The sequence below is a fragment of the bacterium genome (assembly GCA_023150945.1).
Classification (GTDB): Bacteria; Zhuqueibacterota; Zhuqueibacteria; order Zhuqueibacterales; family Zhuqueibacteraceae; genus Coneutiohabitans.
The window spans coordinates 76,140-89,363 of sequence record JAKLJX010000022.1; the positions used below are offsets into that span (position 1 = coordinate 76,140).

Below are 13,224 nucleotides of genomic sequence, written 5' to 3' on the forward strand. Positions count from 1 at the left end.
CCACCTTGTGCCCGGCTTTGCCATAATCAATGGAGGAGAGATGAAGTATGGCGATCTGCTGGTCAATTTTGCCGCCAGCTTTCTGGTGGCATTCGGAGTGACGGTCATCGTGACGCTGTTGTGGAATCTGATTGTGTCCGGCACGGCAACGGTGGAATGGCAGACTTCGTTGCGCTTGGGAATTTTCGCCGGCATCGTGTTTCCGTTGCTGGAGCTCTGGCAGCGCAAATCGAAAGGAAGGAAAAGTGATTGAGAATTTCTCTGCGCTGCGCCGAATGGCGCAACAACGCGGCCCCAAGCGGGTCGCGGTGGTGATGGCTGACGATGAAGTGGCGCTCACCGCCCTGGCGCAAGCCGTGGCATTGAACCTGGCAACGCCAGTGTTGATCGGCGAGGTGGCGCGTATCCGCGAGAAGCTGGCGACGGTCGAGGCCGGCGCGGCACTCGCTAACGCGATTCTCATCTCCGTGCCGAACGCCAGCGCGGCCGCTGAAACCGCGGTGCATCTTTGCCGCAGCGGCGAAGTCGACTTGTTGCTCAAGGGCCATTTGCGCACCGATCAACTCTTGCATGCCGTGCTGGACAAACAGCACGGCTTGCGCACCGGCCGCCTGTTGAGCGATGTGTTGCTTTATGAAGACACGCTGGCCGGCGTCCGCCGCCTGGTGGGCGTGACCGATGGCGGCATCAATGTGTTGCCCACGCTCGAGCAAAAAAAGCAGATCATCGCGAACGGCGTGGCGGTCATGCACGCACTCGGCTGTGGCCGGCCGCGAGTGGCGTTGATGAGCGCGACCGAGGTGGTGAGCCAAGCCGTGCCCTCCACCGTCGAGGCGCAGGCGCTGACCGAATGGGCGGCCACCGGCGAGTTGGGTGAATGTAAAGTCTTTGGCCCGCTGGCGCTGGACAATGCTTTGCTGGAAGCGGCGGCGGCCGCCAAGGGCATTCGCTCGCCGGTTGCCGGCCGCGCCGATCTCATGGTCGTGCCCAATATCGAGGCCGGCAACCTCCTCGGCAAAGCGGTGAAGTATTTCGGCCAATCTGCGTGCGGCCATGTGATCGTCGGCGCGGCCGTGCCGGTGTTGATTCCCTCGCGCGTAGAAAGCGCCGAAGACAAGCTCAATGCCGTGGCGTTGGGCGTGGTGATTCAGGCGGGCTAGAAGCATCGCCAGGAGGCGAGAACGATTCTGGCAGAATCTGCGCGCAGTATTCTTTGGGTGACACTGCAGGAGGGAGGCCGGAATCTGCATTGACCTGAAAAGGAGGACAGCAGGATGATTTCAAATTCTCTTTTCATTAGCTATGGCCATCGCGACCTCGTTTCGACCAACTGGGTGGAGCAGCTCAAACTCTATCTCGCGGCGTTGCGCCGGCAGCAGTTGGTCGAGATCTGGGACGACGGCCGGATTCGCGCCGGCCAAGACTGGCGTGCCGAGATCAAAGCAGCGATCGATCGGGCAGCCGTAGCCATCTTGCTGATTGGTCCGGGCTTCATGGCATCCGATTTCATTGCCGAGCACGAGCTGCCCGATTTGCTGGAAGCCGCCAAAACGCGCGGCGTCAAGATTTATCCATTGATTGTCGGATACTGCAACTATAAACAGAGTGTGCTGGAACGTTACCAAGCCTTCAATCAACCCGACCTGCCGCTGGAAGCACTGCCAACAGCGGAACAGAACCGGATTCTCAATGCGCTCAGCCTTGCGGTCGATGAGGATTTGCGCCATGCCCAGTCGGCTGTTCCGGCTATGCCCGCTGTCGGTCGCGACCTCTACTCCGCCATGAGCGAGATAAGCAGGCATATTGCCGGCACACACACCGCTTTTGCTGCACAATGCCGCCGGCGCAATGACTTGGTTCAGACCTTGCGCAAGCGATTGGCGATCAAAAAAATGATCGAGTATGAAAAATTCTTTCTGCGCTATTACGACCGACTCAATGCGGAAGAGAAATTCGAGTTTGACCAGATTCGCGCCATCACCGAAGGGCCCATGTATCTCGGCAATCAAGCGTTGTTGGATCTCATCGAGCAGTCCCCTGAGGTGACTCGTGCCTTGCCAGAATTGGGCGAACTCCGGCAGCACCTGGTGTTTTGGCTCAACAAATATGAGCGGGTGTTCCTGAAACGGCCGCAGATGTGTTTGCTGTACGCTGGCGTTGAGGACGGCGTGCCCTTTCCACCCAGGCTGGGCGCGAAGGTCAAATCATGGCTGGCGGCTCATGCGCCAGCGGCTGACTGAACTGCAGGCATTGCGACTTTTCCGGCGGCTCGGCGCAATGTATTCAATCCAAGAAACGATATGGCCAAACCGAATTTCAAAATTCTCGCCCTCAATCCCGGCTCCACTTCGACCAAGCTGGCCCATTTTGAAAACGACCATGCCACCTTCACGGAAAACCTCCGCCACCGCGAGGCGGACTTGGCGCTCTTTGCGCGACAGACAATGCTGGCGCAACTGGAATTTCGCTTGCACGCCATGCGGGCGGCGCTGCAGGCACATGCGATCGGCCTGGCGCAGATCGACGCCGTTGCCGGCCGCGGCGGCCTGTTGAAACCCTTGGCAAGTGGAACCTATCGCGTGAATGAAGCCATGCTGGCTGATTTGCGCCATGCTGCGCGCGGCGAGCATGCTTCCAATCTCGGCGCTTTTCTGGCGCACGAACTTGCGACGCCGGCCCGCTGCCCGGCGTTCATTGTCGATCCGGTAAGCGTGGATGAATGGCCGCCGGTGGCGCGACTCTCCGGCCTCGCTGGCTTGGAGCGGGAATGCCTTTCGCATGCGTTGAACACCAAGGCCATTGCCAAGCGTTTTGCGGCCGAGCAGGGCAGGGGCTACGGTGAATTACGTTTGATCGTGGCGCATCTCGGCAGCGGCATTTCGATCTCCGCGCACGCCGGCGGCAGGATGATCGACGTGACCAACTCGCGCGAAGAAGGCGCGTTTTCCACGGAGCGCGCCGGCACCTTGCCGGTGATGAAACTGGTCGAGCTGTGCTTCTCCGGCAAATTCAACCAAAAGGAAATCGAAACTCGAATCTTTCGCGAAGGCGGCATACACTCCTATCTCGGCACCAAGGATCTTGCGGAGGTGTTGCGCCGCTGCCAGGCCGGCGAAGGACAGGCGCAGCTTGTGTACGAGGCGATGCTTCATCAAATCAGCAAGGAGATCGGCGCGATGGCGGCCGTGCTCGGTGGCCGGGTCGATGCCGTCTTGCTGACCGGCGGCATGGTCCATGCGAAGGCGTTGGCCGAAGCCTTGACCAGCCAGGTGCAGTGGATCGCGCCGGTTTTTTGTTATCCCGGTGAAGATGAATTGCAGGCGCTGGCGGAAGGCGCACTGCGCGTGTTACGCGGGCAAGAACGGGCATTGGATTATGTGTGAATGACTAGCGCACGAGCAGCAAGATGCTGACTATTTTTTTGCTGGCAATGCTCATGATGGAATGGCAGACTGAAGAATTGGTGAAGCTGCCGCCGCCGCAACAACGCGGCCAGGTTTCTCTGGAACAAGCGTTGGCGGCGCGCCGGTCGCTGCGGACTTTCCGTGCCGCTCCATTGGCGTGGAAAGAGATCGGCCAACTGTTGTGGGCGGCACAAGGCGTGACCGAACCACGGGAGGGCCTGCGCACCGCCCCCTCGGCCGGCGCGCTTTATCCCCTGGAAATTTATGTTGCGACTGCTGCAGGTGTCTTTCATTACCAGCCGCGCGCGCATCAAGTACAACGCGTGCTCGCCCGCGATTGCCGCGTAGAATTGAGCCGGGCGGCTTGGGAGCAAGAGTGCGTGCGCGACGCACCCGCGGTTTTCATTCTCACGGCATTCGCCGAACGCACGGCGCGCAAGTATGGCGAGCGCAGCCGGCGTTATGTTGATTTTGAAGCCGGCCATGCCGCTCAAAACCTGCTGTTGCAGGCAACCGCGCTGGGTCTGGGCGCCGTGCCGGTGGGCGCATTCAGTGATGCGCGCCTCGCAAGCTTGCTGCCGCTCGCTGCCGGCGAACAGCCGCTTTATCTCATCCCGGTGGGCCGGCCGGAGTAGTGTTTGGCAGAATTCGTTCTGCCGGCAGGCGAGCGGGCTGGCTGCGCAACCGGTTGCAACAACGTGGAACGCTTCGCGCCGAATGCGCCGGGCGCTTCACCGCGCTTGGTTTTGGGGCGGGAAATGTTATCTTGTAGCCGGCATGAGAAGACAACTTGTTGACGCCAGATCAGACGTCTGTGCACAGGCAGCGGGCGCGCTGGCCTGCAGCGCGCGCCACCAATGTGCAGAAGCAACCGCTTGCTCAGAGAGGAGGAACAAGAATGGAACTGAAGAGCACAGCATTTGAAGCCGGCGGCATGATTCCCAAACAGTTCACCTGCGAGGGCGCGAATATTTCGCCGCCCCTGTCCTGGGCGACCGTTCCGGACAGGACCAAGAGCCTTGCCTTGATTTGTGACGATCCGGATGCGCCCATGGGCATGTGGGTGCATTGGGTGCTGTTCAACTTGCCGGCGGAAACGCGCGAGTTGACGGAGAATCTGCCCCCGCAAAAGAACCTGCCCAACGGCGCACGCCAAGGTACCAACGATTTCCGCAAAATCGGCTATGGCGGCCCGTGTCCACCTGGCGGTGAGCATCGTTATTACTTCAAGCTCTATGCGCTCGACGCCTTGCTCGAGCTCAAGGCCGGCGCGAACAAGGCCGATTTGCTGCACGCCATGGAAGGCCACATTCTGGCAGAAAGCCGGTTGATGGGAAGGTATCGCCGGCGCTAGTGGTCTGTCACTTCAGAAAAGCATCGCCACCAGAGATGTCCTCCTGTCAGGATCCTGTGAAATTTTGAGCACGGCACCAAGTACCCCACAGGATTCCTATGGTATGTCACGCGAAATCACTTGTACAAATCGAGGTGACAAAGCACTCGTGTGCTGTGCACGTGGTTGACAAGCATGGATGAATTCTTCGAGACAACAGTCCACAAATCGACGAAGATGGTTGGAAGGGAGCGACGGCATGACGAATCAGTCCGACCGTATGACACGAAAGTTTCTGGCCTTTGCTTTCATCGCAGGGCCGCTGCTGCTGCTGTTTTCCGTGGGCGCGTTCACGCTGGGCATTGGTTTGATCCCGCCGGGCATCACCAGTTGGGTGGAAGGCATCTTCGGCGCCTATGCCCTGGCTTTCTTCGTTCCCATCTATCTCGAATTGGCGCGGCGGCTGAGCGCGACGCATCCGGTGTGGGGGATGATCACCTCCTTCACCGGACTCTTGGGCGCGACCACGGGCTTTGCAATCGAACTGGGCCGTCCTCTCGAGCATGTCCTGCGGCAGCACGGCGCCGGCGATGCGGTTTGGCAGGCTTTCTACGCCGCGCCCGGATGGGAATACCTGTCCGTGGCCTTGCTCGGGCCGCTGTTTCCGTTGACCTCGATTCTGTTGGGGTTTGGGTTTTTGCGCGCCAAAACTTTTCCGGCGTGGGTGGCGGTGTGCTTGATTCTGGCGGGCGTCTTCTTCCCGCTGGCACAAGTGTTGGGATGGCAGGTGGCGCTCAAGTTCTTGTATCCTCTTGCAGCCCTGTTGTGGCTGGTCGCGCTTTGGCACATTGCCCGTGAATACCTCAAAACGCAGCCGGCCTGAGGTGGAATTGCGATTGCGTCACCATGAGCGCAAAATGCGCGCGCGGCTTGGCGCAGGCCCACGTCGCGCCACGGTGGCGGACGCGACGCTCTTCTGCCAGTCGTGCTGCAGTGCGCAACTACTTGTTGGGTCGTAACGTCTAAATCCTGCGCAATCAGAGCATGCCGCCCTGCAAAAGCGGTGGCATGACAGACACCCGAGGGATTGAAGCAAGCACGCGTTGTCCGAAAAGCCGGCACAGAATTTTGCCGGCCTGTGGTTTTCGTGAGGTCGGAGACAGAAGCGAGGCTGCAGGCTGCGATGCGCCATTCGATTCAAGCGGCTGCCATCTTTTCGAGGACCACTCGCGTCTAAACTGAAAAATCCAGGAGGAAACCAATGAGTTGCACCGAAGAAAACCGCGGCCCGATCAAGATCTTTCATCTGCAGGGCAAGATCATGGGTGATCCGGAAACGCAAATGATGTGCATCCGGCTGAAGGACATGATTGCCGGCGGCGTGAATTGCCTGGTGATGGACTTTGGCCAAGTCCAGTGGATCAACAGCAGCGGCATCGGCGCTATTATTGCCTGTCTCACCGCCCTGCGCGATCATGGCGGCGACATCCGTTTTGCCAATCTGCATCACATGACGCAGCGGTATTTCCATCTCACCAAGCTGGAAACCGTGGTGGAGGCTTACACCAGCGTGGAGGAGGCGGTGGCCAGCTTTGCCTACAAACCGGCCTCTGCTGAAAATCAACCCGTCGCGGCCGTGGTGCATTGACCACGAATCTCTCGCAGCGCGCAACCGGTTGTCGCGTAATTGTGAGGCGGGCAGTAGGTTTTCGCCTTCGACGGTGCGCCATCAAACGGCTTCGACGTTCACCGGCACCGCGCGGCAGGGCGGGGGAATTCTCGCTCGCGGAGCGGGCGCGGGGCGCTCAGCTAATGGCGTTCTAATCGCGCCCGCCTTTGGCTGCCGGCTGGCGGTTCCGCTTTTTTCAGAACTGCGAATCTTCTCCCGCCCGATTCGCAATCTCGGGGAATTCCGCACTCAGCCGGGCAACCCCACCGCTCTAACCTCCTGATAATCATACCCCGTTTTCGCGTGGCTCTGATTTATTTGCGGTACACTTATTGATATTCAACAAAGTGGATCAGTGTGCACTGGCGGTGTGGCTTGTGCCGTTCTGCCCGTGAGCGACCTTCTGGTGTTTTCCCGCCTGCCAGAGCCAATCTCATCCCCAACCTTCGCAGAGCCACAAACCAGGAGACCACCCCCATGACTGACAAGCCCAGGAATCGCAAACGAGCCAAAGCGGAATACCGCATGCGCACCCACTTGATTCACGGCAATTATGACAGCAAGAAATGGGACTACGATCACCACGTCGTGCCGCCAATGTCCTCTTCCGCGACCTACCGCCTCAGCTCGGCGCAGCGCGGGGCACAGGGCTTTTTCGAGTTTGCCAGCGAGACCACCGACTTCACCAAGCATGTGCCGATTTACATCTACGAACGCCTGGAGGAGCCGACGCGCGGCATGCTGGAGGAAAATCTTGCCTATGCCGAGGGCGGAGAAATGTGCGTGACCTTTGCGACCGGCATGGCCGCGATCAGCGCCACTTTGGGCATGCTGTGTGAATCCGGCCACGAGATCGTGGCGCATCAAGTGCTTTATGGTTGCACCTACAGTCTGGTGACCAATTGGCTGCCGCGCTACGGTGTGGTGACCAAATTCGTCAATATGCAAAACGAAGAGGAATTGCGCCGGGCCATTTCTTTCAAAACGCGCGTGGTCTATTTCGAAACGCCGGTGAACCCGGATTTGAGTTTGATCGATATCGGCGCAGTGCGCAAAGTCGTGGATGAAGTCAACCGCGACCGGCCGCTGGAGCGGCAGATCAAGATCGTGGTCGACAACACCTTTGCCACGCCGTTTTGCCAGCGCCCGATCGCGCTCGGCGCAGATTTTTCCGTGCACAGCCTCACCAAAGACATCGGCGGATTCGGCACGGATATGGGCGGCGCGGTGATTGGGCCGCGGCGTTTCTACGGCCCGCTTATGCTCTATCGCAAAGATTTTGGTGGGGTGTTGTCACCCAAAAGCGCCTGGAATATTTTGGTGTACGGCCTGCCCACTTTGTCGACGCGCATGATCAACCAGCAAAAGACAGCCGGCAGAGTTGCACGCTTCCTGCAGGAGCATCCCAAAGTGGCGCGGGTGATCTATCCGGGGCTGGAGTCACATCCGCAATTCGAACTGGCCAAGCGTCAAATGTTCGACTATGAAGGCAAGTTTGCGCCGGGCGCCATGATCTACTTCGTGCTCAAGGAAACGGATGCGCGCCCCGCCGGCAGCCGCGGTGAGGCCTTCATCGACTACACTGCTGATCACGCCTATTCCATCACGCTGGCGGTGAGCTTGGGCCAACTCAAGACCCTGATCGAATGTCCCTACTCCATGACGCACTCGGCACTTCCCGAGGAGGAGAAGCGTAAAAGGGGTATGGAACCCGGTGGCATTCGCCTGGCAATTGGGTTGGAAGATAGGCACGACTTGATCGAAGATCTGCGCGAAGCGCTCGAGCGAGTGTGAAATTTGGCAAGGGCGTGATAGAGACGAGTGAGTGAGTCAGAAACAGTGATCGGTACAGGGTGATCCGCCGGCCGTGATTCTACTGTTGGCACGATTCCGGGGCGGATCACCGGCAAGGAGGTCGCCATGAGCAAGATTTTCCACGACATTCCGGTGGAGAAGCAGATCCTCAAGCACATGCACCACTGGGAAATGGTACGCACGGAGTGGGCGCAGCAGGCGAAATCATCGTTGCAGCGGCCGCCGCAAACCTTCGGGCCCTACCTCACCATTTCACGCGAGCAGGGCAGCGGCGGCAACGAGATTTCGCAGCGCCTGGCGGAGAGGCTGGGTTGGCATCTCTACGACCGCGAGATCATCGAGGCAATTGCCAGCCGCACGCATGTCCGCGAGGAACTGGTGGCGCGTTTCGATGAACATCATCAGAGCGCGATGGATACCTATCTGCGCAATCTCTTCACCGGCCAGCGCTTCGACAACACCCAGTACATTCGCCATCTTTCCCAGGTGGTGCTGGGTGTCGCGAAATTCGGCCGGGTGATCATTCTGGGCCGAGGCGCGAATTTCATTCTGCCGCCGGAGGCCGGGTTGCGCGTGCGCATCGTCGCTCCGCCGGAGGCGCGCTGCCGGCGGCTGATGGCAGAGCTGAACTGTGAGGAAAAGAAAGCCTGGCAGATCATCTCCGAAGCGGACAAGAAGCGGCGGGAGTTTTTGCAGCATCATTTTCATGCGCACGCCAACGACGCCCTCGCTTATGATGTGACCATCAACACCGCGCATTTCGAGGTCGAAACGGCCACGGAATTTTTGATCACACTGGCCGGCAGCAGACTCAAGCCGCTGGCCGCATAAGACGCGACGCCGCGCCGGCGGTCCGGCTCGAATCCGCCGGCGCAGGAGACCTGCCTATCCATGTCGCAAGCCTCCTACCTTGCGCTCCACCAGAGCGGCGAGCTTGCCGCCCGCGCCGAGACGCTGCAGGCGCATCTGCACGATTGCACGCTGTGCCCGCGCCGGTGCCATGCCAATCGCGCTGCCGGCAAAATCGGCAAGTGCCGCGCCACCGCGGAAGTGGTGATTGCCAGCGCGGGCCGCCATTTTGGTGAAGAACCGGAATTGGTGGGCTTGGGCGGCTCCGGCACCATCTTTTTCACCAACTGCAATTTGTGGTGCCTGTTCTGCCAGAATTATGAAATCAGCCACCTGAAAATGGGGCAACCGGTGACCATCGAGGAGTTGGCCGGCCACATGTTGCATCTGCAGAGCCGCGGTTGCCACAATATCAATCTGGTGACGCCCACCCATTTCGTGCCGCAAATCGTCGCGGCGCTGGCGCTGGCGGCCGAGCGCGGCCTGCAGATTCCTCTCGTTTACAACTGCGGCGGCTATGAAGCGGTGGAAACGCTGCAACTGCTCGACGGCATCATTGACATCTACATGCCGGACATCAAGTATTCCGATGATGCCAATGCTCGCCGTTTTTCCGGCGTGCGAGACTATTGGCAGCGCGTGCGGCCGGCGGTGCAGGAGATGCACCGCCAGGTGGGCGATCTCAAAGTCAATCGCTATGGTCTCGCCGAGCGCGGCTTGTTGATCCGGCATCTCGTTTTGCCGCAGCAGGTGGCCGGTTCGCAGGCAGTGCTGCGTTTCATCGCGGAGGAGATTTCGCGCAACAGTTACGTGAACATCATGGATCAGTACCGGCCGGCATTCAAGGCGCACGGCTTGCCCGAACTGGCGCGCCGCCTCACGCTGCCCGAATATCATGCCGTGCTGCGTGCGGCGCGGGCGGCCGGGTTGTGGCGCGGGTTCGACACGTGAGCCGTTTTGCATGCCGGGCGTTGTCACTTTCCCAAATCTGAGAGATTCCACGAGGCAATTTTCAACTCTGCAAAAGCTCTGCTGACCGGGTTTGATGCTTATGGGATAAGTATTTGAAAAACAGCACAAATCTGCGGAGTCGGGCGGCACTCTTCTTGCGCCCAATCTGCATGCTACGCAGGGCCGGCATTGTGCAAATGATCACCAAGAGGAGAAACGGAAGACAGCCTGTGATTTGGTCTGCGTTACCAGGCAGCGCTCCCCATATTAGAGTTTCAGACAGTTTGCATCTCACGAAAGAAGGTGAGTGGCCATGATGATCAAATCTGAAATGGATGCTCTGCTGCAGCATCAACCCGACCCCGACCATCCGGTTCTCAGCGTGTACCTCCAGCAGGATCGCTCCCGTGGGTTGGAGGCCGTACAACAGATGATGATCGAGCTGAAGCAACGCCTGCGGGCGATCGAACAGCGGCTGGCGAAGGAGGCGCTCGGCAGTTTTCGCGCGAATACCAGCCGCGTTTTGCGCTTTTTGGAGGAACACAAACTCTTCCGGCAAAGTCTCGCCCTTTTCAGTGATGAGGCCCGGGGGTTTTGGCGCTGGTACGATTTCAACGTGCCGCTGCGCGGCGGCGTGTGGTGGGAGCCGGCCCCGCATCTCAGCCCGCTGGCTGAAGCCCTGCACGAATATGAGCGCTTCGGTGTGATTCTCACCAATCGCACGCACAGCCGACTCTTCATGGTTTATCTCGGGGAGATCGAAGAAGCCCAGGAGGCTTTTGCCGCTGCCGAGGTGAAACACATCAAGACGCCCGCGCGGGATCAACTGCGCTCCCAGCCCACCAATCAACGCCACGCCGAGCGGCACGCCCTCTGGCACCTGAAAAACGTCTCCGACAAGATGGATCGTCTGGCAGCCCAATATGCGTTTGACCGGCTGGTGCTGGCGGGCCCGCCGGAAGTGACCAGTGAGCTGCGCCGGTTGCTGCCCAAGCGCCTGCGCTCGCGCGTGATTGGTTTGCTCAACTTGCCCGTCACCGCCGGCCAGCCCCAAGTGCTCGAGGCCACCATGAGCATCGAGCGCGAAATCGAGACGGCCGGCAAGCGCGAAATGATTACGGACCTGGTGACGGCTGCGGCCAAGCAGAATCATGCCGCGCTGGGTTTGGCCGACACCCTGCAGGCTCTGCAGGAAGGCCGGGTTTGGCATCTCATCTACGCCGAGGGCTTCGCCGCCGCCGGCAGGAGTTGCCCGAATTGCGCCAGCTTGTTCGCGGACCAGCATGAGTCCTGCGACTACTGCGGCGCCGCGCTGCAGCCGGTGGAGGATTTGATCGAACCCATGGCCGAGCGCGTGCTGTCGGCCGGCGGCATGGTGGAGCGGGTGCGCAGCAGTGTTGACCAGCAACTGCAGGCCGCCGGCGGCATCGGTGCGTTCCTGCGGTTCTGAAAAACAACTCGTGACCAATGTTGACGGTTTTCGTTTGCATGATGAGTCGTTGTCTTATTTCTCATGTTTGCAAGCATCTTCCCCGGCACTGGCATGGTCGCTCCATCAGGTAAGTGTGCTTGAGTTCTCTCCCGGAGGGCGCGAGCGCGCCTGACCGGCATTGGTCCAGCAACGAAGAAACCACCCAGGCAGTCACAAATTATCGAGGCATCTATGCATCTCAATGACAATTTCAAAGATGACCTGGTCGAGTTCATTCGCCGCACTTCGGTCGAGCTACCGGATGATGTCATCTCCTCCTTGACGCGGGCAACCCAGGCGGAACAGCCCGCCTCCGCGGCCGCCAGCGCACTGCAAACCATCCTGCAAAACGTGCAAATGTCCAAGCTCGGCACAACGCCGATTTGCCAGGACACCGGCACGCTGATCTTCTATGTGGACTATCCCGCCGCCATGTCGACCATTCCCCTGCGCAAGATGATCGAAGCCGCCGTGGTGGAAGCCACCGCCAAGTCCTTCCTGCGGCCCAATGCCGTGGACTCGCTCACCGGCAAGAACTCCGGCAACAATTCCGGCCGCGAGTTTCCCGTCGTGCATTTCGAAGAATGGCAGGAGCCGCAATTGCGCGTGCGGCTGATGCTCAAAGGCGGCGGCTGTGAAAATGTGGGCGCGCAATACAGCCTGCCCAACACCAAGCTCGGCGCCGACCGTGATATCGCCGGCATCAAGAAAGTCATTCTCGACGCCGCCTTTCAAGCGCAGGGCAAAGGCTGCGCGCCCGGCATTTTGGGCGTGGGCATCGGCGGCGATCGCGAAACCAGCTACATGATTTCAAAGAAGCAGTTTTTCCGCCGGCTGGATGATCGCAATGCCAACCCGGTGCTGGCCGAAATTGAAGACGAAGTGCTGGCCAAGGCCAATCAGCTCGGCATTGGGCCGATGGGATTTGGCGGCAAAACCACCCTGCTGGGCGTGAAGGCGGATTGGGCGCATCGCCTGCCCGCCAGTTTCTTCGTCAGCGTGTCCTACATGTGCTGGGCCGACCGCCGGCGCACCCTGATTGTCCGCGACGGCAAAGTGGAAATTCATTGAAAAGCCTGTGAGCCGAAAGGATGGAAATCATGATTCGACTTTCACTCCCGGCCACCGACGCGGAAATCGCCGCGCTCAAAGTCGGTGACCAAGTCTTGTTGAGCGGCACCATCATCACCGGCCGCGATGCCGCGCATCATTACATGATCGAAAACTTCATCAAGCGGGAGCCGCCGGAAAGCGAGCGGCAGATGTATGAGATTCTGCGGCGCGCGCTGGCGGGCAATGTCATCTATCATTGCGGCCCGGTGGTGGCAAAGGAAAACGGCAAATACCGGTTTGTGGCCGCCGGCCCGACCACCAGCATTCGCGAAGAGCCTTATGAGCATCTGGTGATTGAAAAGTTCAACGTCAAGGGCGTGATCGGCAAGGGCGGCATGGGCGCCAAAACGCTCGAAGCCTGCCGCAAATTCAAGGCGGCTTATTTCCATGCCATTGGCGGCGCCGCGACGTATATTGCGCAATCCGTCAAGGAAGTGATCGACGTGTACAAGCTCGATCTCGGCGTGCCCGAAGCCATGTGGCTGATTCGCGTGGAAGACTTTCCCGCCGTGGTCACCATGGACAGCCACGGCGGCAGTCTGCATGCCGAGGTGGAAGCGCGCTCGAAGCAAAAGCTGGAAGAATTATTGTCAACCATCAAGTAAACTCGAGTGAGGAC

Annotated in this window: 14 protein-coding genes; all 14 read left to right on the forward strand. The window is 59.6% G+C overall.

Translation table 11 applies throughout. The annotated features are described in order from the left end of the window. The first annotated feature begins 40 nt into the window (after positions 1–40). A complete protein-coding gene (locus L6R21_22530; GenBank protein MCK6561985.1) occupies positions 41–253 on the forward strand; it encodes a hypothetical protein in 213 nt (70 codons plus the stop codon). Continuing rightward, positions 246–1,160, forward strand: coding sequence for a phosphate butyryltransferase (locus tag L6R21_22535; protein MCK6561986.1), 915 nt, complete (start codon positions 246–248; stop codon positions 1,158–1,160). Before L6R21_22530 ends, L6R21_22535 begins: the two co-directional genes overlap by 8 nt. 114 nt (positions 1,161–1,274) lie before the next feature. After that, on the forward strand, positions 1,275–2,240 hold the full coding sequence (locus tag L6R21_22540; protein ID MCK6561987.1) for a toll/interleukin-1 receptor domain-containing protein: 966 nt from the start codon (positions 1,275–1,277) through the stop codon (positions 2,238–2,240). A gap of 60 nt (positions 2,241–2,300) precedes the next feature. After that, positions 2,301–3,383 carry a butyrate kinase gene (gene buk, locus L6R21_22545; GenBank protein MCK6561988.1) on the forward strand — a complete coding sequence of 361 codons (1,083 nt, stop codon included), beginning with the start codon at positions 2,301–2,303 and terminating at the stop codon, positions 3,381–3,383. A 23-nt stretch (positions 3,384–3,406) separates the two neighbouring features. Then, positions 3,407–4,039 (forward strand): SagB/ThcOx family dehydrogenase, encoded by a 633-nt coding sequence (locus L6R21_22550; GenBank protein ID MCK6561989.1) that lies wholly within the window; start codon positions 3,407–3,409, stop codon positions 4,037–4,039. A gap of 263 nt (positions 4,040–4,302) precedes the next feature. Further along, positions 4,303–4,758, forward strand: coding sequence for a YbhB/YbcL family Raf kinase inhibitor-like protein (locus L6R21_22555; GenBank protein ID MCK6561990.1), 456 nt, complete (start codon positions 4,303–4,305; stop codon positions 4,756–4,758). 259 nt (positions 4,759–5,017) lie between these two features. Continuing rightward, the gene (locus tag L6R21_22560) at positions 5,018–5,620 is read left to right on the forward strand and encodes a hypothetical protein (protein MCK6561991.1); all 603 of its coding nucleotides are present in this window, start codon (positions 5,018–5,020) and stop codon (positions 5,618–5,620) included. Between the two features lie 378 nt (positions 5,621–5,998). Beyond that, positions 5,999–6,385 carry an STAS domain-containing protein gene (locus tag L6R21_22565; GenBank protein ID MCK6561992.1) on the forward strand — a complete coding sequence of 129 codons (387 nt, stop codon included), beginning with the start codon at positions 5,999–6,001 and terminating at the stop codon, positions 6,383–6,385. Positions 6,386–6,883: 498 nt separating this feature from the next. Beyond that, complete coding sequence (locus L6R21_22570) at positions 6,884–8,200, forward strand: PLP-dependent aspartate aminotransferase family protein (protein ID MCK6561993.1); 1,317 nt, start codon at positions 6,884–6,886, stop codon at positions 8,198–8,200. 126 nt (positions 8,201–8,326) lie between these two features. Then, entirely contained in the window at positions 8,327–9,052 is a 726-nt protein-coding gene (locus L6R21_22575; GenBank protein MCK6561994.1) for a cytidylate kinase-like family protein, read from the forward strand. 60 nt (positions 9,053–9,112) lie between these two features. Then, a complete protein-coding gene (locus L6R21_22580; GenBank protein ID MCK6561995.1) occupies positions 9,113–10,021 on the forward strand; it encodes a radical SAM protein in 909 nt (302 codons plus the stop codon). Between the two features lie 313 nt (positions 10,022–10,334). Next, a complete protein-coding gene (locus tag L6R21_22585; protein ID MCK6561996.1) occupies positions 10,335–11,471 on the forward strand; it encodes a host attachment protein in 1,137 nt (378 codons plus the stop codon). A 213-nt stretch (positions 11,472–11,684) separates the two neighbouring features. Continuing rightward, complete coding sequence (locus L6R21_22590; protein ID MCK6561997.1) at positions 11,685–12,563, forward strand: fumarate hydratase; 879 nt, start codon at positions 11,685–11,687, stop codon at positions 12,561–12,563. 29 nt (positions 12,564–12,592) lie between these two features. After that, positions 12,593–13,210 (forward strand): fumarate hydratase C-terminal domain-containing protein, encoded by a 618-nt coding sequence (locus L6R21_22595; protein MCK6561998.1) that lies wholly within the window; start codon positions 12,593–12,595, stop codon positions 13,208–13,210. The last annotated feature ends 14 nt before the right edge of the window (positions 13,211–13,224 follow it).